Origin of the sequence: Streptomyces fumanus (assembly GCF_014655295.1) — a bacterium.
Taxonomy (GTDB): domain Bacteria; phylum Actinomycetota; class Actinomycetes; order Streptomycetales; family Streptomycetaceae; genus Streptomyces; species Streptomyces fumanus.
The window spans coordinates 1-25915 of sequence record NZ_BNBI01000021.1 but is presented as its reverse complement, the minus strand read 5'-3'; the positions used below and the strand labels follow the sequence as shown (position 1 = coordinate 25915).

Genomic DNA, 25915 nt, shown 5'->3' with positions numbered 1-25915 from the left:
CCGCACCGACGAAGCATCGCTGGAGGCGACGATGGGGAACGGCACTCTCGACGGCGCGGTGGTCGCGGTGGCCGGGGCCGGCGGTCCCGCGGGGCGGGCCGCGCTGCTGCGGCTCGCCGAGGCGGGGGCGACGGTCGTCGGTTCGGACAACGACCCGCAGAGGCTGGCGGAGGCCGTCGACGCGGCCCGCTCCGCGCACGGCGGCGCCACCGTCACCGGTGAGACGGTCGACCTGCTCGACCCGGCCGCCGCCCGGGACTGGGCGGGCCGGATCGAGAAGGACCACGGCCGGGTCGACGGCCTGGTCCACCTCGTCGGCGGCTGGCGCGGCAGCGCGAGCTTCACCGCCACCGACCTCGCCGACTGGGACCTGCTGGAGAAACTGCTGGTCCGCACCGTCCAGCACACCTCCCTCGCCTTCCACGAGGCCCTCCAGCGCAGCGACCGCGGCCGCTACGTCCTGATCAGCGCGGCCGGCGCGACCCGGCCGACCGCGGGCAACGCCGCCTACTCCGCCGCCAAGGCCGCCGCCGAGGCGTGGACGCTGGCGCTGGCGGACCACTTCCGCAAGGCGGGGGGCGAGCAGGGGCCCACCTCGGCGGCTGCGATCCTGGTGGTCAAGGCGTTGGTGCACGACGCGATGCGCGCCGAGCGCCCCAACGCGAAGTTCGCGGGCTTCACGGACGTCAAGGACCTCGCCGAGGCGGTCGCCGGAGTCTGGCAGAAGCCCGCCGCGGAAGTGAACGGAAACCGTCTGTGGCTGACCGAGAAGCCGTGAACCCCCCGAAGACCGACGCGCGTCGCCATCACGACCCCGAGGTCCGCGGTTTCGCCAGCGACAACTACGCCGGGGCCCACCCGGAGGTGCTCGCCGCCCTGGCCCTGGCCAACGGCGGGCACCAGGTCGCGTACGGCGAGGACGACTACACCGCCAACCTCCAGCGCGTGATCCGGGGCCACTTCGGCCCCACCGCCGAGGCGTTCCCGGTCTTCAACGGCACCGGTGCCAACGTCGTCGCGCTCCAGGCGGTCACCGACCGCTGGGGCGCGGTGATCTGCGCCGAGAGCGCCCACATCAACGTCGACGAGGGCGGCGCCCCCGAGCGCATGGGCGGGCTGAAGCTCCTCACCGTCCCCACCCCCGACGGCAAGCTCACCCCCGAGCTGATCGACCGGCAGGCGTACGGCTGGGAGGACGAGCACCGCGCGATGCCGCAGGTCGTCTCGATCACCCAGTCCACCGAGCTGGGCACCCTCTACACGCCCGACGAGATCCGGGCGATCTGCGAGCACGCCCACGCCCGCGGCATGCGGGTGCACCTGGACGGCTCCCGGATAGCCAACGCCGCCGCCTCCCTGGACGTGCCCATGCGGACGTTCACCAACGCGGTCGGCGTGGACATCCTCTCCCTGGGCGGCACCAAGAACGGCGCCCTGTTCGGCGAGGCCGTCGTGGTCATCGACCAGGACGCCGTGCGGCACATGAAGCACCTGCGCAAGCTGTCCATGCAGCTCGCCTCCAAGATGCGGTTCGTCTCCGTGCAGTTGGAGGCGCTGCTCGCCAAGGACCTGTGGCTGCGCAACGCCCGGCACGCCAACGAGATGGCCCAGCGCCTGGCCGAGGGCGTCCGCGCGGTGCACGGGGTGGAGATCCTCTACCCGGTGCAGTCCAACGCGGTCTTCGCCCGGCTGCCGCACGAGGTGAGCGAGCGCCTGCAGCGGCGGTTCCGGTTCTACTTCTGGGACGAGGCCGCCGGTGACGTGCGCTGGATGTGCGCCTTCGACACCACCGAGGACGACGTGGACGCGTTCGTGGCCGCCCTCAAGGAGGAGATGGCGCACTGAGCCGCTCTGCATAGATATGCGGTCACCTGAAAAGTCATTGACCTTCGGGTGATCGCTTTCCTATGCTCTCCGGACATGGAGCTGATCCAGGAAAACCCCGACCTCTCCGCGTATCTCGCCGCCGACGAGGTCATCGACCACCACCATCCCCGGGTCCGGGAGACGGCCGCGCGCCTCGCCAGGGACGCGCAGGACTCGTATGCCTATGCGCGGCTCGCCTACGAGTTCGTCCGCGACACGGTGCCGCACTCGCAGGACTTCGGTGATCTCCGCGTCACCTGGCGGGCCTCCGACGTACTGGCCGAGCGCACCGGCATCTGCCACGCCAAGGCGCACGCGCTCGCCGCGCTGCTGCGCGCCGAGGACATCCCCACCGCGCTCTGCTACCAGCGCCTGCTGCACGACGACGGCAGCGGACACGTCCTGCACGGCCTGGTCGCCGTCCGCTTCCACGGCGCCTGGCACCGGCAGGACCCGCGCGGCAACAAACCGGGCGTCGACGCCCGCTTCTCCCTCGACGGCGAGCACCTGGCCTTCACCCCGGACCCGGAGCAGGGGGAGGCGGACCACCCGGTGCTGTACGCCGCGCCGCTCCCGGCGGTCCTGGACGCCCTCAAGGCCGCCACCGACCGGCCGCACCTGTGGCGGACCCTGCCCGCCGAGCTGCCGGACGGCCGGTGACCGCCCGTCAGTGGGCCTCGGCCGCGCGGACCTGCTCCGGCGTCGGGGCCGTGCCGCCGAGGTGGGCCGGCATCCACCAGGTGTCGTCCGGGCCCTTGGGCCGCACCGGGTAGGCGCGCTGCGCGGCCTCCAGCAGCTCCTGCACCCGCTCGCGCAGCTTGCGCGTGATCGCCCCCGCGTACTGGTCGCGGCCGGCCTCCATCGCCTCGCCGACCCGGATGGTGATCGGGATGTGGTGGCGCTTGAAGTTGCGCGGGTGGCCCTTGGTCCACAGCCGCTGGGTGCCCCACACCGCCATCGGGATCAGCGGCACGCCCGCCTCCTGCGCCAGGCGCGCGGCGCCCGACTTGAAGCTCTTGAGCGTGAACGACTCCGAGATGGTCGCCTCCGGGAAGACCCCGATGATCTCGCCCGATCTCAGCGAGTCCAGGGCGTGCGCGTACGCCGCCTCGCCCTGCTTGCGGTCCACCGGGATGTGCTTCATGCCGCGCATCAGGGGACCCGAGATCCGGTGCCGGAACACGGACTCCTTCGCCATGAAACGCACCAGCCGCTTCTGCGGCAGCGCCGCCAGGCCGTTGAAGACGAAGTCCAGGTAGCTGATGTGGTTGCTCACCAGCACGGCGCCGCCCGAGCGCGGGATGTTCTCCGAACCACGGCAATCGATCTTGAGGTCCCACGCCTTGAACAGCGTGCGGGCCACACCGATGACCGGGCGGTAGACAAGTTCTGCCATGGGTCGGACGGACCCTTTCCTGCTCTGGCTGGGAAGGGGCTCCCAGTCGGAAGTTACGCATCCGTAGGTTTACGGGCTTGTCGCAGATCGTGCCCGAAGAACGGGCGGGGAACCAGCCCTGGTGCCCGCGCGCGGCGAGATTCTCGTCACGTCGTCCCCGCACGTCATGGCGGCCGGGAATCTCCGCGCCCTCCGGAGCGCTGTCGTGTCACGGACCGACGGGACGGAAGGGAGAGGCGTGCGCGAGGAGGACAGCCGGCTCGATCCGGCGGAACTGGGCGCCGAACTCGGCGAGCGGGCCACGCTCGTGCAGTTCTCCACCGCCTTCTGCGCCCCCTGCCGGGCCACCCGGCGGGTGCTCGGCGAGGTCGCCGCCCTGGTGCCGGGCGTGGCCCACGTCGAGATCGACGCCGAGGCCCGGCTCGACCTGGTGCGCGCGCTGGAGGTGGTGAAGACCCCCACCGTGCTGGTACTGGACGCGGGCGGCCGGGTGGTCCGGCGGGCCGCCGGACAGCCCCGCAAGGCGGACGTGATCGCCGCCCTCGGGCAGGCCCTGTGAGCACCGCCGCGCCGGACGCGGGACGGCCGCCCCGGACCGGGCGCCCGCCGGCCCCCGGCCCCTACCGTCGTCATTCCGCCCCCATGCCCTCCGGTCCCGCTCCGTCCGGCTGGGGGCGCAGCACGGAAGGACACCGCGCATGACGGCCACCCCCGATCTGGCCCGCCTGCGGCTCGCCGCCCCCGACCTGTTCCGGTCCGTCTTCCGGCGGCACGCCGCGGGCGTCGCCGTGATCACGGCACGTGGCGAGGAGGGCCCGGTCGGCTTCACCGCCACCTCCCTCACCTCCGTCTCCGCCGAGCCGCCGCTGCTCTCCTTCGGCGTCGGCACCGGCTCCTCCAGTTGGCCCGTGCTGGCCGAGGCCGAGCACGTCGGCGTGCACATACTCGGCGAGCACCAGCGGGAGACGGCCGCCACCTTCGCCCGCAGCGGCGCCGACCGCTTCGGCCCGGCCACCTCCTGGCGCACCGGGCCCGAGGGCGTACCCGTGCTGGACGGGGTGCTGGCGTGGCTGGTCTGCCGGGTCACCGCCCGGGTCCCCGCCGGTGACCACCGCATCGTGCTGGCCGAGGTCCTCCTCGGCGATCCCACCGGCGCCGGCAGCCCGCTCCTGTACCACCAGGGACGCTTCGGCGGCCTGCGGGACTGAGCGCGCGGACGGTCCCCGGGGCGGTCCCGCGCGGCCGTCGGGTTCCGGTTACGCTGCGTTGCACAGGTCACAGTTCAAAGCGCTTGCTTAGCGGGCAGGAACTGGATGTACTGACGAGTAATATTCCGCGTGGAGGCGCAGGACGCCCCGCCCGGGATCGGCCGCTTGGGGCGCCTATGCTGCCTGCAAGAGGCAGCAACGGAAATGTCGACGCAGTAGGAGAGCCGGCGTGAGCTTGAGGATCGTTGTCACTGTGAAGTACGTGCCCGACGCCACCGGCGACCGGCACTTCGCCGATGACCTGACCGTCGACCGGGACGACGTGGACGGTCTGCTCTCCGAACTGGACGAGTACGCGGTCGAGCAGGCGCTGCAGATCTCGGAGAACTCCGATGACGACGTGGAGATCACGGTCCTGACCGTGGGCCCGGAGGACGCCAAGGACGCGCTGCGCAAGGCGCTGTCCATGGGCGCCGACAAGGCGATCCACGTGGAGGACGACGACCTGCACGGCACCGACGCCATCGGCACCTCCCTGGTGCTGGCCAAGGCGATCGAGAAGGCCGGCTACGACCTGGTGATCTCCGGCATGGCCTCCACCGACGGCACCATGGGCGTCGTTCCCGCGCTGCTCGCCGAGCGCCTGGGCGTACCCCAGGTGACCCTGCTCTCCGAGGTCTCCGTCGAGGACGGCACGGTCAAGGGCCGCCGCGACGGCGACGCCGCCTCCGAGCAGTTGGAGGCGTCCCTGCCGGCGGTCGTGTCCGTCACCGACCAGTCGGGCGAGGCGCGTTACCCGTCCTTCAAGGGCATCATGGCGGCCAAGAAGAAGCCGGTGGAGTCCTGGGACCTGTCCGACCTCGACATCGACGAGGACGAGGTCGGCCTGGAGAACGCCTACACCGTGGTGGAGTCGGCGGCCGAGCGCCCGGCGCGCACCGCGGGCACGATCGTCAAGGACGAGGGCGAGGGCGGCAAGCAGCTCGCCGAGTTCCTGGCGGGCCAGAAGTTCATCTGAGCCCCGCCCCGCCGACCGCCCATCGTCTGATCCGAGCAGGAGAGAAGAAGTCCCATGGCTGAAGTCCTCGTCTACGTCGACCACGTGGACGGTGCCGTCCGCAAGCCGACCCTGGAGCTGCTGACCCTGGCCCGCCGCGTCGGCGAGCCGGTCGCCGTCGCGCTGGGCAACGGCGCCGGTGACACCGCCGCCGCGCTCGCCGAGCACGGCGCGGTGAAGGTCCTCACCCACGAGGCCGCCGAGTACGCCGACTACCTGGTCGTCCCCAAGGTCGACGCCCTCCAGGCCGCCGTCGAGGCCGTCTCCCCGGCCGCCGTGCTGGTGCCGTCCTCCGCCGAGGGCAAGGAGATCGCCGCCCGCCTGGCGCTGCGCATCGGTTCCGGCATCATCACCGACGCCGTCGACCTGGAGGCCGGCGACTCCGGTCCGGTGGCCACCCAGTCGGTGTTCGCCGCCGCATTCACCACCAAGTCCCGCGTCTCCAAGGGCACCCCGGTCATCACGGTCAAGCCCAACAGCGCCGCCGTCGAGCCCGCCCCGGCCGCCGGCGCCGTCGAGGCCCTGTCGGTCACCTTCTCCGACCAGGCCACCGGCACGAAGGTCACCTCGCGCACGCCGCGCGAGTCCACCGGCCGCCCGGAGCTGACCGAGGCCGCGATCGTCGTCTCCGGCGGCCGCGGTGTCAACGGCGCGGAGAACTTCGCGATCATCGAGGCGCTCGCCGACTCGCTCGGCGCGGCCGTCGGCGCCTCCCGCGCCGCGGTGGACGCGGGCTGGTACCCGCACACCAACCAGGTCGGCCAGACCGGCAAGTCCGTCTCGCCGCAGCTCTACATCGCCTCCGGCATCTCCGGCGCCATCCAGCACCGCGCCGGCATGCAGACCTCGAAGACGATCGTGGCGATCAACAAGGACGCCGAGGCCCCGATCTTCGACCTGGTCGACTACGGCGTGGTCGGCGACCTCTTCGCCGTCGTCCCGCAGCTCACCGAGGAGATCAAGGCCCGCAAGGGCTGAGCCCCCCGGCATCCGCGGCACATCCGAGGCCCCCGCGACCCGTCCGTGGTCGCGGGGGCCTCGCGCCGTCGTCGCAGGGGGGTGTTGACCGGCGGGACGACCGCCGGATAACTTCACTCTACGGATTGTTGATTCCATAAAGCGGAAAACAAGGACGATGGAGGGTGTGGGAATGGGGCAGCAGGAGAAGGTGGCCACGAGCCTCGCGGGCGCCGTCGGCGAGGAGATCGGCGCCTCCCTCGCACCGGTCGACGCCGAGCTGGCGCGCCGCTACCCCGGAGACCCCGGCACCCGCCAGCCGGTCCACACCGTCTACGTCCCCGGCGACGCCTTCGCCGCCGGCACGATCCGCACCTGGGGCGACGCCGCCCTCGCCGCCCTCGACGAACACGCCCCCGACGCCGCCTCCCTCGCCGCCGTCCTCGGTCTGGCCGAGGACCTCGCCGGGCCCGTCCACGACCGGGTACGCGCCAAGCTGGAGCGCGAGCCGATCGAGGACCTCCGCGTCGACTTCGAGGACGGCTACCAGGGTCGGGACGAGGACCAGGACGCGGCCCGCGCCGCCCGGCTGATCGCCGAGGCGTACGCCGCCGGCACCGCCGCCCCCTATATGGGCATCCGCATGAAGTGCATGGAGGCGGCCGTCCGCGACCGGGGCATCCGCACCCTTGACATCTTCCTCACCGGCCTGATGGCGGCCGGCGGCCTGCCCGAGGGACTCGTCCTCACCCTGCCCAAGGTGACCTACGCCGAGCAGGTCACCGCCATGGCGCGACTGCTGGCGGCGTTCGAGGAGACGCACGGCCTCGCGCCCGGCCGGATCGGCTTCGAGATCCAGATCGAGACCAGCCAGTCCATCCTCGGCCCCGACGGCACCGCCACCGTCGCCCGCATGATCGAGGCCGCCGAGGGCCGCGCCACCGGGCTGCACTACGGCACCTTCGACTACAGCGCCTGCCTCGGCGTCTCCGCCGCCCACCAGGCCAGCGACCACCCGGCCGCCGACCACGCCAAGGCGGTCATGCAGGTCGCCGCCGCCGGCACCGGCGTCCGCGTCTGCGACGGCTCCACCAACGTGCTCCCGGTCGGCCCCACCGCCCAGGTCCACGACGCCTGGAAGCTGCACTACGGCCTCACCCGCCGCGCCCTGGCCCGCGCCTACTACCAGGGCTGGGACATGCACCCCGGGCACCTCCCCACCCGGTACGCGGCCGTCTTCGCCTTCTACCGCGAGGGCTTCGAGCAGGCCGCCGCCCGCCTCGCCCGCTACGCCGGCCAGGGCGGCGGCGACGTCATGGACGAGCCCGCCACCGCCAAGGCCCTCGGCGGCTACCTGCTGCGCGGCCTGGACTGCGGCGCCCTCGACACCGCCGAGGTCGCCCGGCTCACCGGCCTCACCCGGGCCGACCTGGAGCGCTTCGCGGCGCCCCGGCGCGGCGACCTGACCGCCTCGGCGCGCTAGCGTCCCCGCCGGCCGGCCCCGCTTCCGGCCGGCCGGCGTCCGCGCGTACGTACCGCTCCAGGCCACAGGCCGTGACCCAGCCCTCCTCGGCCAGCAGCCCGGTGCCGAGCGCGCACAGCAGCCGGTCGCCGCGGGCCCGCGCGCAGAACTCCTCCGGCGTGCTGCCGAACAGCTCCCGCAACCGGGCCGAGGTGGCCAGCAGCCCGGAGATCAGCGCCCGCTGGCCCGGATGCCGGCGCGGCACACCGGTGCCGTCGTGCAGCACCCCGTGCCGGTTGACGTACGCGTACGCGCCCGGCAGCACCGTGCCGTCCGCCAGCGCGATCCGCACCTCCGGCGCGGGCAGCCAGGCCCGCCGGTAGTTGCCGGCCGGCAGCGGTACGCCCTCGCTGGCGTCGATCACCGCCAACTGCTCGGCGTCCAGCCAGAGCACGAACAGCTCCCGGACCGTGCCCGGGGCGGCGACCGGCGAGGCCGACACGTAGCCCATGCGGCTCACATGCGCCGAGACCCCGATGTCCAGGCCGGTGACCTCCGCCTTCACCATCGGGACCGGCGAGGCGATGCCGAACTCGGCCATCTTGTGCCGCAACTGGCCGGGGCAGCCGTTGGAGCCGATCGCCACCACCGGGGTGCGGTCCGGGTGCACCAGCACCTCCAGCGGCAGCAGCCGGTCCCCGTCGAGCAGCCCCGACTCCCGCGGCCACGCCCCGGGATAGCGCAGCGGGTGCTCGCGCGGCGCCTCGGCGAGCCCCAGCGCGGCCAGCGTGCGGTCCGTCACGCGCCGTCAGCCCTCCGCCGGCGGCAGCTCGCCCGAGCCGCGGGTGATCAGCCGGGTCGGCAGCTCTATGCGCTCGGGCACCAGCAGGCTGCCGTCCAGTTGCCGGAAGAGGCGCTCGGCGGCGGTCCGGCCGAGCGCCGCCGCGTCCTGGGCGACCACGGTCACCCCCGGCCGCAGCAGATCGGCCAGCTCGATGTCGTCGAAGCCGACCAGCGCCACCCCGCGCGGGTGCTCGGCCAGCACCCGGACCACGGTGACCGTCACCCGGTTGTTGCCGGTGAAGACCGCGGTGACCGGATCGGGGCCGGCGAGCATCTCCTCGGCGGCCCGCCGGACCCGCTCCGGATCGGTGACGCCCAGCGACATCCAGGACTCCTCCACCGGTATGCCCGCGTCCTCCATGGCCGCCCGGTAGCCGCGCAGCCGCTCGGCGGCGGTGTGGATGCGGGGCATGTCGCCGATGAAGCCGATCCTGCGGTGCCCGTGGGCGATCAGATGGGCCACGCCGTCCCGGGCACCGCCGAAGTTGTCGGAGAGCACCACGTCCGCGTCGATGCCGCCCGCCGGACGGTCCACGAACACCGTCGCCACCCCGGCCCGCAGCTCCGGCTCCAGATACCGGTGGTCGTCCCCGGCCGGGATCACCACCAGCCCGTCCACCCGCCGCGCGCACAGCGCCAGGACCAGCTCCTGCTCCCGGTCCGGGTCCTCCGCGCTGGACCCGTTGATGAGCAGCGCGCCGTGTTCCCGGGCCACCTCCTCCACCGCCCGGCTCAGCGGCCCGTAGAACGGGTCGGCGAGGTCCTCCAGGACCAGGCCGATGCTGGCGGTGCGCCCCTTGCGCAGCACCCGCGCGCTGTCGTTGCGGCGGAAACCGAGCGCGTCGATGGCCTCCTGGACACGGCGCTCGGTGTCCGGGGTCACCCCCGGCTCCCCGTTGACCACGCGGGAGACCGTCTTCAGGCCCACTCCGGCACGGGCGGCGACGTCCTTCATGGTCGGCCGGTTGCCGTAGCGGTTCCCCTGGGGGCGCTCTGCGCGGCGGGGCGTCTGGGGCACGGTCGGGTGTCCTGTCCTGTCGTCCACGGGAATGGGTCGGCTCCTGTCGTCCACGGGGCTCGCGAGCGCCGTCCCCCGGCACGAGGGGTGCGGCTCCCATGAGTTTGTATGAGGATGTGGCGTCGAGCATAGAGCCTGGACAACGTTGTCAGGCTCGGGGGACACTGTCCACCGGACCCTGCGGCCCGCGTGCCCGGTACGCGCCGGCCCCGCACCGTCCTCCTGTGTTTCTCATGCTCGACGGGGGAGATCCGACTCTGATGCACACCGACCTCGTGGCCGCGCTGGACATCGGCGGCACCAAGATCGCCGGCGCGCTGGTGGACGGCGACGGCCGCCTCCTGGTGCGCGCCCAGCGGGCCACGCCCGCGCGGGAGGACGGCGACACCGTGATGCGGGCCGTCGAGGAGGTGCTCGGCGAGCTGACCGCCGCCCCGCTGTGGGCGCGCGTCCGGGCCGTCGGCATCGGCAGCGCCGGCCCGGTGGACGCCTCGGCGGGCACGGTCAGCCCGGTCAACGTGCCGGGCTGGCGCGGCTACCCCCTGGTCGCGCGGGTCCGGGCGGCCACCGGGCACCTGCCGGTCGAGCTGATCGGCGACGGCGTGGCGATCACCGCCGCCGAGCACTGGCAGGGCGCCGCGCGGGGGCACGACAACGCGCTGTGCATGGTGGTGTCCACCGGCGTCGGCGGCGGGCTGGTCCTCGGCGGCAGACTGCACCCCGGCCCGACCGGCAACGCCGGTCACATCGGCCACATCAGCGTCGACCTCGACGGCGACCCCTGCCCGTGCGGGGCGCGCGGCTGCGTGGAGCGCATCGCCAGCGGCCCGAACATCGCCCGGCGCGCCCTGGAGGGCGGCTGGCGGCCCGGCCCGGACGGCGACACCTCCGCCGCCGCGGTGGCCGCCGCCGCCCGGGCCGGCGACCCGGTCGCCGTCGCCTCCTTCGAACGGGCCGCGCAGGCGCTCGCCGCCGGCATCGCGGCCACCGCGACCCTCGTCGAGATCGACATCGCCGTGATCGGCGGCGGCGTCGGCAAGGCGGGCGAGGTGCTGTTCGCCCCGCTGCGCCGGGCGCTGACCCGGTACGCCACCCTCTCCTTCGTCCAGCGCCTGACCGTCGCCCCGGCCCGGATGGGCACCGACGCGGGCCTGGTGGGCGCGGCCGCGGCGGCGCTGAGCCGGGCGGCGGGGGCGACGGTGGCGGGGGTCTGAGCCGGGGCGCCCCGGGGCGCCGGGCCGGGTCCGTGGCCGGGTGGCCTCGTGGGGGTGGCGGGGCGGGGGTCCGAGCCAGGGGCGCCGGGCTCGGTCCGCAGCCGGGTCGGGGTCCCTGACCGAAGGGCGTGACGGTGCGGGTGTCCGGGCCGGGGTCCGGTCCGTGCCGGGGCCGGGGGTGACCTTCTGGCCGTGCGCGCAGTTGAACCCGGCATGAAGAAGCGCAGCATGCTCGCCCTCGCCTCCCTGGCCACCGGCTTCGTCGTCGCGGCCGTCACCCCCTCCCACGCCGGCGCCGAGGCCCCGGCCCGCCCCGGCACGGCGGTCGACGCCCTCGACGCCGTCGCCGACGCCCCCGACCACCTGACCCCCCTCGACCACGACGAGCGGTCCGGGGACTGACGGGCCCCGCTCCGGGGCCCCCGCGGCGCCGACGCCCCCGGCAGGCGGGCGTCGGCGCCGTCGTGCCCGCCCTCAACTGGGCCTGGTTTCCGTGGCAGGGTGGAGCGGGCAAGCCACAGGGGGCCAACAGAAGAGGGGGACCTGTGACCGTCGTCTGGATCAACGGCGCGTTCGGTGCGGGCAAGACCACCACCGCACGGGAACTGATCGACCTGATCCCGAACAGCACGCTCTTCGACCCCGAGGTCATCGGCGGCGGGCTGGCGCACCTGCTGCCGCCCAAACGCCTGGCCGAGGTGGGCGACTACCAGGACCTCCCGATCTGGCGCCGGCTGGTGATCGACACGGCCGCCGCGATGCTCGCCGAACTGGGCGGAACGCTGGTGGTCCCCATGACCCTGCTGCGCCAGGAGTACCGCGACGAGATCTTCGGCGGCCTCGCCGCCCGCCGCATAGCCGTCCACCACATACTGCTGGCCCCGGCGGAAACGATCCTGCGTGAGCGGATCGCCCACCGCGAGATACCCCCCGACCTGCCCGACGGCGACATCCGCGTACGGCAGTGGTCGTTCGACCACATCGCCCCGTACCGGGCCGCCCTCGCCTCCTGGCTGGCGGCCGACGCCCATCCGATCGACACCGGCGCCCTCACCCCGCGCGAGACCGCCGTGCGCATCGCCGACGCGGTCGGCGGCGGCGAGGTGCCCGTCTGCGACATCGTGCAGACCCCGGAACCCACCGCCGAGACGCTCGCCGCCGGCGTCCTGCTCTTCGACGAGCACGACCGCTTCCTGCTCGTCGACCCCACGTACAAGCCGGGCTGGGAGTTCCCCGGCGGAGTCGTGGAACCCGGCGAGGCCCCCGCCCGGGCCGGCATCCGCGAGGTCGCCGAGGAGACCGGCATCCGTCTCGACGACGTACCGGCGCTGCTGGTCGTCGACTGGGAGCCGCCCGCACCCCCCGGCTACGGCGGGCTGCGGCTGCTCTTCGACGGCGGACGCCTCGACTCCGCCGAGGCCGCCCGGCTGCTCCTGCCCGGCCCCGAACTGCGCGCCTGGCGCTTCGTCACCGAGGAGGAGGCCGCCGGGCTGCTCCCGCCGGTCCGCTACCAGCGGCTGCGCTGGGCGCTGCGGGCGCGCGAGCGGGGCGCCGCGCTCTACCTGGAGGCGGGCGTCCCGGTCGGCGACGGGGGCGGTCCTCAGCCCGCCGCGTAGTTGCGCAGGAACAGCGCTTCGGCCACCGACAGTTGCTCCAGCTCCTCGGGCGAGACGCTCTCGTTCACCGCGTGGATCTGCGCCTCCGGCTCGCTCAGGCCGATCAGCAGGATCTCCGCCTCCGGGTAGAGCGCGGCCAGCGTGTTGCACAGCGGGATCGAGCCGCCCTGGCCGGCGTAACTCATCTCCTGCCCGGGGTACGCCACCGCCATCGCGTCCGCCATCGCCCGGTACGCCGGGCTGCCGGTGTCGGCGCGGAACGGCTGGCCCTGGCCGATCTGCTCCACGGCCACCCGGGCGCCCCACGGCGTGTGCGCCTCCAGGTGCGCCCGGAGCAGCTTGGTCGCCTCGGCGGCGTCCACGCCCGGCGGCACCCGCAGGCTCACCAGCGCCCGCGCGCTCGCCTGCACGGACGGGGTGGCGCCGACGACCGGCGGGCAGTCGATGCCGAGCACCGTGACGGACGGCCGCGCCCAGATGCGGTCGGCGACCGTGCCCGAGCCGATCAGCTCCACGCCGTCCAGCACCTTGGCGTCCTTGCGGAACTGCGCCTCGTCGTACTCCAGCCCCTCCCAGCGGCCGTCGCCGGCCAGCCCGTCGACGGTGGTCGAGCCGTCCTCGGCGCGCAGCGAGTCCAGGGTGCGGATCAGCGCGGCCAGCGCGTCGGGCGCGGCCCCGCCGAACTGGCCGGAGTGCAGGTTGCCTTCGAGGGTGTCCACCGAGACGCGCAGCAGGGTCATGCCGCGCAGGGTCGAGGTGACCGTCGGCAGCCCGGCCCGGAAGTTGCCCGCGTCGCCGATGACGACGGTGTCCGCGGCGAGCAGCTCCGGGTGCTGTTCGGCGTACCGCTCCAGGCCGCCCGTGCCCTGTTCCTCCGAGCCCTCGGCGATCACCTTGACGTGCACCGGGACGCCGCCGTTCGCCTTCAGCGCGCGCAGCGCCAGCAGGTGCATGATGACGCCGCCCTTGCAGTCGGCGGCACCGCGCCCGTACCAGCGGCCGTCGCGCTCGGTCAGCTCGAACGGGGGAGTGGCCCAGCCCGCCTCGTCCAGCGGCGGCTGCACGTCGTAGTGGGCGTAGAGCAGGACCGTCTTCGCGCCCTCGGGGCCGGGCAGGTACCCGTACACCGACTGGGTGCCGTCGGGGGTGTCGAGCAGGGACACGTCCGTGAAGCCCTCGGCGCGCAGCGCGTCGGCGATCCACCGGGCGGCGGCCTCGCTCTCGCTCCTGGGGAACTGCTCGAAGTCCGCCACCGACTTGAAGGCCACCAGCTCGGCCAGCTCCGTCCGCGCCCGGGGCAGCAGTGAGGCGACGGTCTCGGCGACCGGGTTCGAGGACATGGGCACGCTCCTTGTGGGTGCGACGTTGCGGGGTCGTACAGGTAGTCGATCAAGTTGTCGATCAGATTGTCGATCCTCCCACAGCGGCCTGCGGCGATGCCCGCCGTAGGATGCGGGAGACAGGTGCGGCATGCGGTTTGATCGGAGCAGTAGACCATCGTGAGCAGCGAGAACTCTTCGGCGGACGACGCGCGTCAGGTCTGGGACGTGGTCGTGGTGGGCGCGGGACCCGCGGGGGCCTCGGCCGCCTACGCGGCGGCGGTCGCGGGACGGCGCGTGCTGTTGCTGGAGAAGGCGGACCTGCCCCGCTACAAAACCTGCGGCGGCGGCATCATCGGGCCCTCGCGCGACTCGCTGCCCCCCGGCTTCGAACTGCCCTTCCAAGACCGGGTGCACGCGGTGACGTTCTCGCACAACGGCCGCTTCACCCGCACCCGCCGCTCCAAGCAGATGCTGTTCGGGCTGGTCAACCGGCCCGAGTTCGACCAGCAGCTCGTCGAGCACGCGCAGAAGGCGGGCGCCGAGCTGCGCACCGGGGTGACGGTGACGCGGGTCGAGCAGCACGGCTCGGCGGTGCCGGACCGGCGGACGGCCGCGGTGGTGCTCCAAGGCGGCGAGACCGTGCTGGCGCGGGCCGTGGTCGGGGCGGACGGCAGCGCCAGCCGGATAGGCGCCCACGTCGGCGTCAAGCTCGACCAGGTGGACCTGGGCCTGGAGGCGGAGATCCCGGTGCCGGAGCCGGTCGCCGAGGACTGGAAGGGCCGGGTCCTCATCGACTGGGGCCCGATGCCCGGCAGTTACGGCTGGGTCTTCCCCAAGGGCGACACCCTCACGGTCGGGGTCATCTCCGCCCGCGGTGAGGGCGCGGCGACCAAGCGCTACCTGGAGGACTTCATCGGGCGGCTGGGCCTGGCCGGTTTCGAACCGAGCATCTCCTCCGGGCACCTGACCCGCTGCCGCGCCGACGACTCGCCGCTGTCCCGGGGCCGGGTGCTGGTCTGCGGCGACGCGGCCGGGCTGCTGGAGCCGTGGACCCGCGAGGGCATCTCCTTCGCGCTGCGCTCCGGGCGGCTGGCGGGGGAGTGGGCGGTGCGGATCGCCGAGGCGCACGACGCGGTGGACGCCCGCCGCCAGGCCCTGAACTACGCGTTCGCGGTCAAGGCCGGGCTCGGCGTCGAGATGAGCGTCGGCAAGCGCCTGCTGTCCGTGTTCGAGCGCCGCCCCGGCCTCTTCCACGCGGCCCTGACCGGTTTCCGGCCGGCCTGGCGGGCGTTCCGGGACATCACCCAGGGCTCCACCACGCTCGGCGAGCTGGTCCGCAGCCATCCGGTCGCGCAGCGGGCCCTCAACGCGATGGACCGCCGGGCGGCGACCGCGCCCGACGCCGCGCCCGCCGATGCGTCCGGTGGCGCGTCCGGTGGCGCGTCCGGTGGTGCGTCCGGTGGCGCCCCGGGCGCGGAGGCCACCCCCTCCTGACCCGGATCCCGGTCGGCCCGCCGTACTCCCCCAGGAGTACGCGGTCTCACCCCACGCGGACGACGCCGCCCCCGGCGCGCGGCGGCTAGCGTGGCCGGCATGGACGCAGAGCGGGAGCGGGCGCCGGAGCGGGCGCCGCGGCCGTGGTGGCGCTACGGTCCCCCGTGGGCGGACCCCGCGGAGGACGGCCGGCGGACGCCCCGCCCGCCCTGGCGGTCGACCGCCGTGCTGGTGGGGTTCGTACTGGTCGGGTCGGGCTTCGCCGCGCGGGCCCAGGAGGGCGAGCGGGCCGCCCTGGACGCCTTCGCGGGGGCGCTGCTGCTGCTCGCCGGGGCGCTGCCGCTGTGGCGCCGGCGGCATCCGGTGGCCGTGGCGTTCGGCACGGCGGCCGTCGTCCTGGTGTACCTGGGCGCCGGATACCCGTACGGGCCGGTGCTGTTCGCCGTCGCCGTGGCCTGCTTCGGCGCCGTCGTCGCGGGGCACCGGCGGGCCGCGTGGGCGGCGGCGGGCCTGCTGTGGGCCGGGCACGTACTGATCGCCCACTGGCTGTACCGGTGGCTGCCGCCGACCGGGGACACCGCCGCGTCCTGGGGCCAGGAGGCGGTCGTCGCCGCCTGGGCGGTGGCCGTCGTCGCCGTGTCGGAGCTGGCCCGGGTCAGACGCGAGCAGGGGGCGCGGGACCGGGCCGAACGGGCCCGGGCCGCCCGGCGCCGCGCCGACGCGGAACGGCTGCGGATCGCCCGCGAGCTGCACGACGTCCTCGCCCACAGCCTCTCCGTCATCAACGTGCAGGCGGGCGTCGGCCTCGCCCTGCTCGACAGCGACCCCGAGCCGGCCCGCGCCGCGCTCCGCACCATCAAGGCCCAGAGCAAGGAGGCGCTCGGCGAGGTGCGCCAGGTACTCGACACCCTGCGCGCCCCCGGCGACGCCCCCCGCGCCCCCGCCCCGGGCCTCGACCGGCTGCCCGAGCTGGTGGAGCAGGCGGCCGCCGCCGGACTCGCCGTCGCGGTCCGGGGCCGCCCGCCCCGGTTGCCGCCCGGCACCGACCTGGCCGCGTTCCGCATCGTGCAGGAGGCCCTCACCAACGTCGTACGGCACTCCGCTTCCCGGCACGCGCGCGTGCGGCTCGACGCGGCCGGGGGCGCGCTGCGGCTCCGGGTCGACGACGACGGGCCCCCGGCCGGGGCCGACGCGGGCGGCGGCGGCAACGGACTCGCCGGGATGCGGGAGCGGGCGGCGGCCCTGGGCGGCACCATCGAGGCGGGGCCGCGGCCCGACGGCGGCTTCCGCGTCCTCGCCGTCCTGCCGGTCGCCGCCGCGGGGACGAGGGAGGACGACCGGTGATCCGGGTACTGCTCGCCGACGACCAGTCACTGGTGCGGGCCGGGTTCCGCGCGCTGCTCGACGCGCAGCCCGGCATCGAGGTGGCCGGGGAGTGCGCCGACGGCGAGGAGGCGGTACGGGCGGTCCGCGCGCTGCGGCCCGACGTGGTGCTGATGGACATCCGGATGCCCGTGCTGGACGGGCTGGCCGCGACCCGCCGGATCACCGGCGACCCGGACCTCGCGGAGGTGCGGGTGGTGATGCTGACCACCTTCGAACTCGACGAGTACGTCTTCGAGGCGATCCGCTCGGGCGCCTCGGGGTTCCTGGTCAAGGACACCGAACCGGAGGAACTCCCGCGCGCGGTACGGGCGGTGGTGGCGGGCGAGGCGCTGCTCTCGCCGGGCGTGACCCGGCGGCTGATCGCCGAGTTCGCGGCCCGGTCCAAGGAGCCCGCCGCGGCCGGTGCGCCGACCCGGCTGACCGAGCGGGAACGGGAGGTGATGACGCTGGTCGGCATGGGCCTGTCCAACGAGGAGATCGCCCGCCGGCTGGTCGTCAGCCCGCTCACCGCCAAGACCCACGTCAGCCGCGTCATGGTCAAGCTCGGCGCCCGCGACCGGGCCCAACTGGTCGTGCTGGCCTACGAGTCCGGGCTGGTCCGGCCGGGCTGGCTGGGCTGACCGGACCGTGTCCCGGCCCGGAAGCGGACCAGCACGCTCACCACCCGGGCCACGAACACCACGGCGGCCAGCGTCGCCCCGGTCCCGGTCAGCGTGGTCCGCGCGCCGCCCGACAGACCGAACACGTACGCCGGTCCGGCCACGGCGCCGAACAGCACCGCCGCCGCGAACACCGCGCTGCACAGCGCGTACCCGATCTCCACGGTGATCGCGTCCCGTTCGGCCTGCGTCCGCCGTCCCCCGTCACTGGTCATGGGGGGAGTGTCACAGCGTCCGCGCGGCGGGGCAAGCCGCCTCAGCCGACCGCCGACCGCTCCCGCCACAGGGCCGCGAGGGAGGCGTCCCCGGTCACACCCGGCAGCGGCACCCGGTTCCACAGGCCCAGGTACAGCTCCGCCGCCGGACCGGCCACCTCGCAGTCGGCGTCCGCCGTCACGCCCCGCTCGGCCTCGGGCACCCGCTCCGACAGCCGTACGGTCCAGACGGCGTCGTCCGCGTCGGTCGCCCGCACCCGCAGCACCCGGGGCTCGGGGACCCGGACCCGGCTCCTCTCGCGGGCGTGGAAGCCGCGCAGCAGTTCGTCGACGCCGTCCACGGCGAAGGCGGTGCCGACGCCGGTGGGCTCGCCGCCCCGGGCCGCCTCCGCGTCGAAGCGGTGCACGGCCGTCTCGTGGGCCTGCCGCCGCGCCCAGAACTCCAGCGGGGTCGGGGCGGGCAGGAAGTGCCAGCAGTCCAGGCCGGCCGGGGCCGCCGCGAGGGTGTCGACGAGCCGCCGGTGCCCCTCGCGGAACCAGTCCGTGAGCGCGGTGCCGTCCAGGTCCGGCTCGTCCCCGAGGGGGCGGGGCGCGGTGTGCCCCTCGGCGACGAACCCGGTGGCCCAGCGGTGCACCGCCCCGGTGTGCCGCAGCAGGTCCCGCACCCGCCAGGCGGGGCAGGTCGGCACCTCGGCGGCGCTCCCCGCCGCCTCCGCGGCGTCGGCGAGCAGCCGGCCTTCCCGGTCCAGGACATGTATGTACGCGGCGGTTTCCATGGCAGGGAGTGTGCCCGATGAAGTGCGCCCGGAGGCAACGGGTTTCAGGGGCCGGACGCGGGCCGCCGCCGGGAGCCGCGCGCCCGATGCCCGGTCAGGCCGGGTCCGCCGCGCGGCGGGTCGCCAGGGTGATCAGCACGGCGATCGCCGCGAGGACCGCGACGCTGGTGAGGGCCGCCGGCAGGGAGAACCAGTCGGCCATGAAACCGATCGCGGGCGGCCCGAGCAGCATGCCGCCGTAGCCGAGGGTGGAGGCGGTGGCGACACCGCCGGGGCCGCCCAGCGCCCCCGCCCGTTCCACCGCGACCGGGAAGATGTTGGCCAGGCCCAGCCCGGTGACCGCGAAGCCGAACAGCGCCGCCCACACCGACGGCGCCAGCGAGCCCAGCACCATCCCGGCCGCGGCGACCGTGCCGCCGGCCACCACGGTACGGGTGCGGCCGAGGCGTTCCAGCAGGGTCGTGCCGGTCAGCCTGCCCAGGGTCATGGCGAGCGCGAAACAGGAGTAGCCGGCCGCCGCCAGCCCCGGCGAGGCGTGCAGGTCCTCCTTGAGGTGCAGCGCGCCCCAGTCGGCCATGGCGCCCTCGCCGTACGCCGTGCACAGGGCGATCAGGCCGAAGGTGACCACCAGGACGCGGGTGCGGCGGACCGGCCGCCGCGGCTGCGCCTGCGCGCGGGGTGCCCGGTCCGGCGGGGCGGGGACCGGGCAGCGCAGCAGGACGCGGCCCGCCACCAGGGTGACCAGCAGACCGACGACCGTCAGCCCGGTCAGGTGCTCCGCCGGCGACAGGGAGCCCGCGACCAGCCCGCCGAGCCCGGCGCCGACCATGCCGCCGAGGCTGAACGCGGCGTGGAAACTCGGCATGATCGGGCGCCGCAGCGCGGCCACCAGGTCGACGGCGGCGCTGTTGAAGGCCACGTTGATCCCGCCGTACGCGGCCCCGAAGAGCAGCAGCACGGCGCCGAGGACGGGCGCGGAGCGGGTCAGCGGGGGCAGGGCGACGCTCAGCGAGAGCAGCACCGCGCAGACGACGGTGACCGGGTGGCTGCCGTAGCGGCGGCAGAGCCGGCCGGTCAGCGTCATGGTGACGACCGCCCCGGCCGAGACGCCGAGCAGCGCCAGGCCCAGGGCGCTGGCGGAGGCGCCGGTGCGCTCCTTGATGTCGGGGATGCGCACCACCCAGCCGGCGAAGACGAAGCCGTCGAGGGCGAAGAAGACGGTCAGTACGGCACGGAGCCGGGCCAGTTCGGCACGGGGACCCGGCACGGCGCTGTGCGAACGGGTTTTGTTTATCAGCGGCACAAAGTCAGGCTAGGCGGGGACGGGAAACGGGGCAAGGGTGCCGCCCCCTGCGCCGATCCCCGCGCCGCCGCCTCCGTCCCGGCCGCCCCGTCCGCCCCGGACCCCGGCCGGCCAGCACCGCCACGGCGACGCCCGGCCCGGTCGCATACGCTCGACAGCACGATGAAGAACCACCTCACCCCCCTCGGACCCAAGGCCGACAAGGCCACGGTCAGACGGCACAACCTCAGTCTGGTCCTGCGGGCCGTGCACGACGCGGGGGAGGCGACCAGAGCCGGCGTCGCCACGCACGTCGGACTCACCCGGGCCGCGGTGTCGTCCCTGGTGGAACAGTTGCTGGAGTACGGCTTCGTCACCGAGTGGGGCAAGACCAGCAGCGGCCAGGTGGGCCGCCCCGGCACCGTCCTGAAGGTGGCCAGGACCGGCCCGGCGGGCCTCGGCGTCGAGATCAACATCGACTACGTCGCCGTATGCGTCGTCGACCTGGCCGGCACCGACCGGGTCCGGCTCGTCGAACACGTCGACAACCGTGGCGTCCCGCCCTCCCAGGTGCTCGCCCACGCCGCCCGGCTGGCGGCCCGCGCCATCGGCTCGGCGGCCGAGCAGGACCTGCTGCCGGCCGGCGTCCACCTCGCCCTGCCCGGCCTGGTGACCGGCGGCACCGTCCGCCAGGCCCCCAACCTGGGCTGGCAGCGGGTCGCCGTCGAGGGACTGTTCGCCCAGGCCCTGCTCGCGCTGCGCCCCGCCCACCGGGCGCTGCCGGTCAGCTCCGACAACGAGGCCAACGCCGCCGCCCTGGCCGAGCTGTGGTTCGGCGCCGGCACCGAGGGCGTGCGCAGCTTCCTCTATCTGACCGGCGAGATCGGCGTCGGCGGCGCCCTGGTCCTGCGGGGCGAACTGCTGCGCGGCGCCCACGGCTTCGCCGGGGAGATCGGGCACATGGTCCTGGAACCCGACGGCCCGCTCTGCCGCTGCGGGGCCCGCGGCTGCCTGGAGCAGTACGCCGGACAGGCCGCCCTGCTGCGGGCCGCGGGGATCGACGCGGACTCCGGCGTACGCGGCGTCACCGACCTCGGACGCCGGGCCCGGCGCGGCGAACCGGCCGCGCTGGCGGCGATCGAACAGGCCGGACGGAGGCTCGGCCTCGTCGTCTCGGGCGCGGTCAACCTCTTCGACCCCGACGCGGTGATGCTCGGCGGCGCCTACCGGGAGCTGATGGAGTGGCTGGCGCCCGCCGTCGAACGGGAACTGGCGCTGCGCGTGGTGTCCGGGCTGTGGACCGAGGACGGCAAACGGCTGCGCGCCGCCTCCCCGCTGGGGGACGCGGCGCGCGGCGCGGCCGGCGTGATCGTCCGCGAGGTGCTGGAGGACCCGGCGGCGTACGCGGAACGCGTGGGGGAGTGAGGGGGCGGCGCCCCCGTCACTCGACGGCCTCACGCGCGGTGCGTCAGGGAGGGCGCAGGCGGCGCCCCGTCACGTCACGCGCGGTGCGTGAGGGGCGAGCGGGCGGCGCCCCGTCACCTCACGCGCGGTGCTTGGCGATCAGCTCCTGGTACCAGCGGAAGCTGTCCTTCGGGGTGCGCTGCTGCGTCTCGTAGTCGACCCGGACGATCCCGAACCGCTTGTCGTAGCCGAACGCCCACTCGAAGTTGTCCAGCAGCGACCACACGTAGTAGCCGCGCACGTCCACGCCCGCGTCCATCGCCGCCTTCAGCGCGGTGAGGTGGCCGCGCAGGTACTCCACCCGGTCGCCGTCGTGCACCGCGCCGTCGGCGGCCACCACGTCGTCCTCGGCCGAGCCGTTCTCCGTGATGTGGACCGGCGGCAGGGTGTCGCCGTACTGCTTCTTGAGCTGGACCAGCAGGTCGGTGAAGGACTCGGGGACCACCGGCCAGTTCATCGCGGTGTGCCGCACGCCGGGGAGCGTGACCTCCTCGTACCGGTTGTCCGTGGCCGTGCGCCGCGCCGGGTCGGGCTCGCGGTACGGGGCGTCGGCGACCACGATCGGCCGGTAGTAGTTGATGCCGAGGAAGTCCAGCGGCTGGGAGATCAGCGCCAGGTCGCCGTCGCGGCGGAAGTCCGCCCCGGTGATCAGCTCGCCCCAGGTCTCCTCCTCGGTGGCCGGGTAGCGGCCGGCCAGGATCGGCTCGGTCCACACCAGGTTGTGCTGGGTGTCGGCGCGGACCACCGCCGCGAGGTCGGCGGGCGAGTCGGTGGCGGGCAGGTTGCGGTCGAGGTTGAGGGTGATGCCGGCCTCCCGCACCCCGGCCGCGCGCAGCGCCTGGACGGCCAGGCCGTGGCCGACCAGCAGATGGTGGGCGGCGGCCAGCGCGCCCCGGCCCTCCTGGGCGCCCGGCGCGTGCCGGCCGATGGAGTAGCCGAGGAAGGCGCTGCACCACGGCTCGTTCAGGGTGATCCAGCGCGGCACCCGGTCGCCCAGGTGCTCGGCGACGACCGCCGTGTACTCGGCGAACCGCTCCGCCGTCTCCCGCACCCGCCAGCCGCCCCGGTCCTCCAGGGCCTGGGGGAGGTCCCAGTGGTAGAGGGTGGCGGCGGGCTCGATGCCGGCCGCCAGCAGCTCGTCCACCAGCTTCGAGTAGAAGTCCAGCCCCTTGGCGTTGACCGGACCGGAGCCGTCCGGCACGATCCGCGGCCAAGCGATCGAGAAGCGGTACGAGTCCACGCCCAGGTCGCGCAGCAGCGCCACGTCCTCCGGGTAGCGGTGGTAGTGGTCGCAGGCCACGTCACCGGTGTCGCCGTTGGCCGTCCGGCCCGGGGTGTGGCTGTAGGTGTCCCAGATCGACGGGCCGCGGCCGTCCTCGCGTGCCGCGCCCTCGATCTGGTACGAGGCGGTCGCGGCACCGAAGACGAAACCGGGCGGGAAGCCGGGGAAGTCACTCATCGGGGAAAGCCCATCTCCTGGGGTCGTGGTGGTCACTTGACGGAGCCGCCGGTGATGCCGGCGGCGATGTACTTCTGGGCGAGCACGAGCAGGATCGCCGCCGGGACCGCCGACAGCACGGACGCCGCCATCACCGAGCCCCAGTCGCCGACGTGCGCGCCGATGTACTGGTAGATACCCAGCGTGACCGGCTTGACCTCGTCGGTGGTGTTCAGGGTGAGCGCGAACATGAAGTCGCTCCACGAGAACAGGAACGCGAACAGACCCGAGGTGATCAGCGAGTTCCGGCTCATCGGCAGCACCACCTTGACGAACGTCCGCACCGGGCCGGCACCGTCCATCTGCGCGGCCTCGATCACCTCGCCGGGGATCGACACCATGAAGGATCGCATCAGCACGATGGAGAAGGGGATGCCCAGCGAGGCGTCCGCCAGCATCAGGCCGAAATAGGAGTTCACCAGGCCCAGATCGACGTACGAGTTGTACAGCGCGTTGGCGATGACGATGCCCGGCACCATCTGGGTGATCAGCGTGCCGAACACGATGGTCCTCGAGCCGCGCAGCCCGAACCGCGCCAGCCCGTACGCCGCCGGGGCCGCGATCGCCAGGCAGATCACCACCGCGCCCAGCGACACCGCCAGCGAGGTCAGCAGGTTGCCGCCCTGGTCGCTGATGGCCTTGGAGAACCCGGACAGGTCCAGGCCGCCCGGCACCGGGTCGACCTCCAGCAGCCCCGACTCGGGCTGCAGCGCGGTGTTGAGCATCCAGTACAGCGGGAACAGCATCACGCACAGGATGAGCACGCCGGCGACGGTGGAGCCCCACTTCCGCCGGGACCTGGTGGTGGCCCGGCCGGCGGACTCCTGCGTGGACGTGGGAGAGGCCATGGCCGTCACTTCCCCTCGGTGCGGTTGGCCCGCAGGTAGAACACCGCGAAGACGGCGGAGATCAGGATGAGTACGTTGCCGACGACCGCGCCCGCCCCGAAGTCCAGTTGGACGAAGGAGTTCTGGTAGGTGAGCGTGCCCAGGGTCTGGGTGGAGTCGGCCGGGCCGCCGTCGGTCAGGGCGAGGATCAGGTCGAGGATCTTGACCGTCGACATGAAGCCGAGGACCAGCACGACGGTGATGACCGGCTTGAGCATCGGCAGGGTGATGGACCGGAACGTGCGCCATGCGGACGCCCCGTCCAGTGCGGACGCCTCGTACAGGTCCTTCGGGATCTCCTGCAGACCGCCGTACAGAATGACCATGTTGAAGGGGATGCCGATCCAGATGTTGACCAGGATGACGGAGAGCAGGGCCATGTGTGGATCGGTCAACCATGGAGTGTGTCCGCCGATGCCCAGCGTGTCCAGGAACGAGTTCAGTACACCCGTGTCCTGGTCCAGGATGCGGCGCCACACGATGCCGGACACCACCATGGGCACCAGCCAGGGCAGCAGGATCAACGACCGCAGTACACCGTTGAGCGGGAAGCGGCGGCTGAAGAAGACGGCGAGCCCCAGCCCGATGGAGAACTGGCCGAGCAGCGATCCGGCCGTGAACACCAGGGTGTGCCAGAGCGCCTTGCCGAACAGGGCGTCCTGGAACACGTTCGACCAGTTGTCGGTGCCGTTGAAGGGCGACTCACCGGTGAAGAAGGTCTCCGGCGTGTAGTGCTGGAAGCTCATCACGACGTTGCGGACGAGCGGGTAGCCGAAGAACAGCAGCATGAAGACGACCGCGGGGGCGACGAACCCCCACTGGGTGAGCCGGCGCCGGCGCCTGATCCGGTCGGGGTCGGACGCGCCGGCCGTTCCCGGGGCCTTCGCGGCCGTCTGTGCGGTGACAGTGGACGTGGTCATGGTCGCGGTTCCTCAGTTCCCGCTCGTGGCCCGCTGCTGGGCGCGCTTCAGGGCGGCCTCGCTGGACTGGCCGGTCAGGGCGGACTGGAAGGCGCTCTGCAGGGCGAGCGACACGCTCGACCAGCCGGCGCCCAGCTTGGCGGTACGGGACCGGGCGGCGGCCACCTGGTCGGCGAGCGCGTCCAGCTCCGGCACCCGCTGGCGCCAGACGGCGGCGGCCTTGGAGTTGGCCGGGACCATCCAACTGTTCAGCGCGTAGGTGAGCTGCTCCCGCTGGCTGGACAGACACGCGACGATCTTGCCGGCCATCTTCTCACGCCGCTCGTCGCCCGTGTTGGGCACGGTGAGCACGGCACCGCCCAGCGGGCCGACCGAGTCGCCGCCCGCCTTCGGCACCGGGATCTGCGCGATCTCCCAGTGCAGCGACTTCTTGGTGTTGAGCGTCTCGACCTGCCACGGACCGTTGATCATCATGGCCGCGTTGCCGGCCATGAACTGGTCGTTGACGTCGGCCTGCGTCCAGTTGACGGTCGACTTCGACAGCGACCCGTCCGCCAGGAGGGCCTTCCAGTAGTCGAGCGCCTGGACGACCTGGGGGCTGTCCAGGTCGGTCTCGTCGCCGCCGTTGGACCACATGAACGGCGTGAACTGGAAGACGCCGTCCTCCGCGCCGCCCGCGCTGAGCGCCAGCCCGTACCGGTTGCCCTGGGTGAGCTTCTCGGCGGCCGCGCGCAGCTCGTCCCAGGTGGTGGGCACCTCGACGCCGGCCTGGTCGAGGAGGTCCTTGTTGTAGAACAGCGCCAGGGTGTTCACCGACCGGGCGGCACCGTAGTACGTACCCTTGTACGAACCGAAGTTGACGATGCCCTCGGGGATGTCCCGGGTGCTCAGGCCGAGCGTCCTGAGGTCGACGAGACCGCCCGCCTCGGCGAACGTCGGCATCTCGGAGGCGTCGAACTGGACGATGTCCGGCAGCGACTTCGAGGACGCCATCCGCAGCGCCTTGGTCATGACCTGTGCCGCCGGGACGCTCTGCTGCTCGATGGTGATGCCCAGTTGCTTGCCGCAGCGGGCCATCGCCTCCGCGTCCCAGCGGTGGTAGGACTCGTCGGTCGAGGAGTTCATCACGGTGTACACGTCGGCGTCGCGTTGCTGTCCGCAGCCGGTCAGCGCCGCCCCGGCGACCAGGACGGAGACGGCGGCGAACGACGCGACGGTTCTGCGGGAGCGTCCGCGGTGCGCGGCGGCCGGAGAGTGTGCTGTCACGGTGTGCCCTTGGGTACGAGGGGGTGCCGGCCCGCCCGCGCGACCACTGCGTCGCGCGGGGGCTGGGAGGAGCTTCGCGGGCACCGGCGGACCCGCGGATCGGGGTCAG

At 73.9% G+C, this 25915-nt stretch carries 26 protein-coding genes; 15 read left to right on the top strand and 11 right to left on the bottom strand.

The window, feature by feature from the left end; all coding sequences use genetic code 11:
• The first annotated feature begins 31 nt into the window (after nt 1-31).
• The 3 genes from IE316_RS32980 (at nt 32) to IE316_RS32970 (ending at nt 2526) form a co-directional block, all read left to right on the top strand.
• Nucleotides 32-778, top strand: coding sequence for an SDR family NAD(P)-dependent oxidoreductase (locus tag IE316_RS32980; RefSeq protein ID WP_190208299.1), 747 nt, complete (start codon nt 32-34; stop codon nt 776-778).
• Nucleotides 775-1845 carry a threonine aldolase family protein gene (locus IE316_RS32975; RefSeq protein WP_190208232.1) on the top strand — a complete coding sequence of 357 codons (1071 nt, stop codon included), beginning with the start codon at nt 775-777 and terminating at the stop codon, nt 1843-1845. Before IE316_RS32980 ends, IE316_RS32975 begins: the two co-directional genes overlap by 4 nt.
• Nucleotides 1846-1920: 75 nt before the next feature.
• A complete protein-coding gene (locus IE316_RS32970; protein WP_190208231.1) occupies nt 1921-2526 on the top strand; it encodes a transglutaminase domain-containing protein in 606 nt (201 codons plus the stop codon).
• A 7-nt stretch (nt 2527-2533) separates the two neighbouring features.
• On the opposite strand, the gene IE316_RS32965 is transcribed toward IE316_RS32970, so the two are convergent.
• Nucleotides 2534-3262, bottom strand: a complete 729-nt coding sequence (locus tag IE316_RS32965) for a lysophospholipid acyltransferase family protein (RefSeq protein ID WP_190208230.1) — start codon at nt 3260-3262, stop codon at nt 2534-2536.
• Between the two features lie 166 nt (nt 3263-3428).
• Here IE316_RS32965 and IE316_RS32960 point away from each other — a divergent pair, with 166 nt between their 5' ends.
• The 5 genes from IE316_RS32960 to IE316_RS32940 all read left to right on the top strand — a co-directional run bounded on the left by IE316_RS32960 (nt 3429) and on the right by IE316_RS32940 (nt 7967).
• A complete protein-coding gene (locus tag IE316_RS32960) occupies nt 3429-3821 on the top strand; it encodes a TlpA family protein disulfide reductase (RefSeq protein ID WP_229910659.1) in 393 nt (130 codons plus the stop codon).
• A 139-nt stretch (nt 3822-3960) separates the two neighbouring features.
• Entirely contained in the window at nt 3961-4470 is a 510-nt protein-coding gene (locus IE316_RS32955) for a flavin reductase family protein (protein ID WP_190208228.1), read from the top strand.
• Nucleotides 4471-4699: 229 nt separating this feature from the next.
• Nucleotides 4700-5488 carry an electron transfer flavoprotein subunit beta/FixA family protein gene (locus IE316_RS32950; RefSeq protein ID WP_190208227.1) on the top strand — a complete coding sequence of 263 codons (789 nt, stop codon included), beginning with the start codon at nt 4700-4702 and terminating at the stop codon, nt 5486-5488.
• Nucleotides 5489-5542: 54 nt separating this feature from the next.
• Nucleotides 5543-6505 carry an electron transfer flavoprotein subunit alpha/FixB family protein gene (locus tag IE316_RS32945; protein WP_190208226.1) on the top strand — a complete coding sequence of 321 codons (963 nt, stop codon included), beginning with the start codon at nt 5543-5545 and terminating at the stop codon, nt 6503-6505.
• Nucleotides 6506-6677: 172 nt separating this feature from the next.
• On the top strand, nt 6678-7967 hold the full coding sequence (locus IE316_RS32940; RefSeq protein WP_190208225.1) for a DUF6986 family protein: 1290 nt from the start codon (nt 6678-6680) through the stop codon (nt 7965-7967).
• Here the strand turns inward: IE316_RS32940 and IE316_RS32935 are convergent.
• Nucleotides 7900-8748, bottom strand: coding sequence for a hypothetical protein (locus tag IE316_RS32935; RefSeq protein ID WP_229910654.1), 849 nt, complete (start codon nt 8746-8748; stop codon nt 7900-7902). The genes IE316_RS32940 and IE316_RS32935 overlap by 68 nt on opposite strands.
• A gap of 6 nt (nt 8749-8754) precedes the next feature.
• Nucleotides 8755-9807, bottom strand: a complete 1053-nt coding sequence (locus IE316_RS32930; protein WP_229910653.1) for a LacI family DNA-binding transcriptional regulator — start codon at nt 9805-9807, stop codon at nt 8755-8757.
• A 260-nt stretch (nt 9808-10067) separates the two neighbouring features.
• On the opposite strand from IE316_RS32930, the gene IE316_RS32925 reads away from it, so the two are divergent.
• The 3 genes from IE316_RS32925 (at nt 10068) to IE316_RS32915 (ending at nt 12637) form a co-directional block, all read left to right on the top strand.
• Nucleotides 10068-11021 (top strand): ROK family protein, encoded by a 954-nt coding sequence (locus tag IE316_RS32925; RefSeq protein WP_190208223.1) that lies wholly within the window; start codon nt 10068-10070, stop codon nt 11019-11021.
• Nucleotides 11022-11234: 213 nt separating this feature from the next.
• Nucleotides 11235-11423 carry a hypothetical protein gene (locus tag IE316_RS32920; protein WP_190208298.1) on the top strand — a complete coding sequence of 63 codons (189 nt, stop codon included), beginning with the start codon at nt 11235-11237 and terminating at the stop codon, nt 11421-11423.
• A 143-nt stretch (nt 11424-11566) separates the two neighbouring features.
• Nucleotides 11567-12637, top strand: a complete 1071-nt coding sequence (locus IE316_RS32915) for an NUDIX hydrolase (protein WP_190208222.1) — start codon at nt 11567-11569, stop codon at nt 12635-12637.
• Here IE316_RS32915 and IE316_RS32910 read toward each other — a convergent pair.
• The gene (locus IE316_RS32910) at nt 12622-13977 is read right to left on the bottom strand and encodes a dipeptidase (RefSeq protein WP_190208221.1); all 1356 of its coding nucleotides are present in this window, start codon (nt 13975-13977) and stop codon (nt 12622-12624) included. The two genes, IE316_RS32915 and IE316_RS32910, sit on opposite strands and share 16 nt — an antisense overlap.
• 159 nt (nt 13978-14136) lie before the next feature.
• On the opposite strand from IE316_RS32910, the gene IE316_RS32905 reads away from it, so the two are divergent.
• From IE316_RS32905 to IE316_RS32895, 3 genes are all read left to right on the top strand, one after another.
• On the top strand, nt 14137-15453 hold the full coding sequence (locus tag IE316_RS32905; protein WP_229910652.1) for a geranylgeranyl reductase family protein: 1317 nt from the start codon (nt 14137-14139) through the stop codon (nt 15451-15453).
• Nucleotides 15454-15552: 99 nt separating this feature from the next.
• Nucleotides 15553-16797, top strand: a complete 1245-nt coding sequence (locus IE316_RS32900; RefSeq protein WP_190208220.1) for a sensor histidine kinase — start codon at nt 15553-15555, stop codon at nt 16795-16797.
• Nucleotides 16794-17459 (top strand): response regulator transcription factor, encoded by a 666-nt coding sequence (locus tag IE316_RS32895; protein ID WP_190208219.1) that lies wholly within the window; start codon nt 16794-16796, stop codon nt 17457-17459. The genes IE316_RS32900 and IE316_RS32895 overlap by 4 nt, the downstream gene beginning before the upstream one ends.
• Here IE316_RS32895 and IE316_RS32890 read toward each other — a convergent pair.
• The 3 genes from IE316_RS32890 to IE316_RS32880 form a co-directional block, all read right to left on the bottom strand.
• Nucleotides 17420-17713, bottom strand: coding sequence for a DUF6332 family protein (locus IE316_RS32890; RefSeq protein WP_190208218.1), 294 nt, complete (start codon nt 17711-17713; stop codon nt 17420-17422). The two genes, IE316_RS32895 and IE316_RS32890, sit on opposite strands and share 40 nt — an antisense overlap.
• Before the next feature lie 41 nt (nt 17714-17754).
• Nucleotides 17755-18489: a maleylpyruvate isomerase family mycothiol-dependent enzyme gene (locus IE316_RS32885; protein ID WP_190208217.1), complete on the bottom strand. Its 735-nt coding sequence runs from the start codon at nt 18487-18489 to the stop codon at nt 17755-17757.
• Between the two features lie 94 nt (nt 18490-18583).
• Nucleotides 18584-19756 carry an MFS transporter gene (locus tag IE316_RS32880; RefSeq protein ID WP_190208216.1) on the bottom strand — a complete coding sequence of 391 codons (1173 nt, stop codon included), beginning with the start codon at nt 19754-19756 and terminating at the stop codon, nt 18584-18586.
• 198 nt (nt 19757-19954) lie between these two features.
• Between IE316_RS32880 and IE316_RS32875 the strand changes: the two genes are divergently transcribed.
• Nucleotides 19955-21196 (top strand): ROK family protein, encoded by a 1242-nt coding sequence (locus IE316_RS32875; RefSeq protein ID WP_190208215.1) that lies wholly within the window; start codon nt 19955-19957, stop codon nt 21194-21196.
• Between the two features lie 118 nt (nt 21197-21314).
• Here IE316_RS32875 and IE316_RS32870 read toward each other — a convergent pair whose 3' ends face one another.
• From IE316_RS32870 to IE316_RS32855, 4 genes are read right to left on the bottom strand one after another with little or no spacing between them, the layout of a single operon-like run.
• Nucleotides 21315-22694: a GH1 family beta-glucosidase gene (locus IE316_RS32870; protein WP_190208214.1), complete on the bottom strand. Its 1380-nt coding sequence runs from the start codon at nt 22692-22694 to the stop codon at nt 21315-21317.
• 32 nt (nt 22695-22726) lie between these two features.
• Nucleotides 22727-23581, bottom strand: a complete 855-nt coding sequence (locus IE316_RS32865; protein WP_190208213.1) for a carbohydrate ABC transporter permease — start codon at nt 23579-23581, stop codon at nt 22727-22729.
• Between the two features lie 5 nt (nt 23582-23586).
• Complete coding sequence (locus IE316_RS32860; RefSeq protein ID WP_190208212.1) at nt 23587-24540, bottom strand: carbohydrate ABC transporter permease; 954 nt, start codon at nt 24538-24540, stop codon at nt 23587-23589.
• Between the two features lie 12 nt (nt 24541-24552).
• Nucleotides 24553-25806, bottom strand: a complete 1254-nt coding sequence (locus tag IE316_RS32855) for an ABC transporter substrate-binding protein (RefSeq protein WP_190208211.1) — start codon at nt 25804-25806, stop codon at nt 24553-24555.
• Nucleotides 25807-25915: the final 109 nt, after the last annotated feature.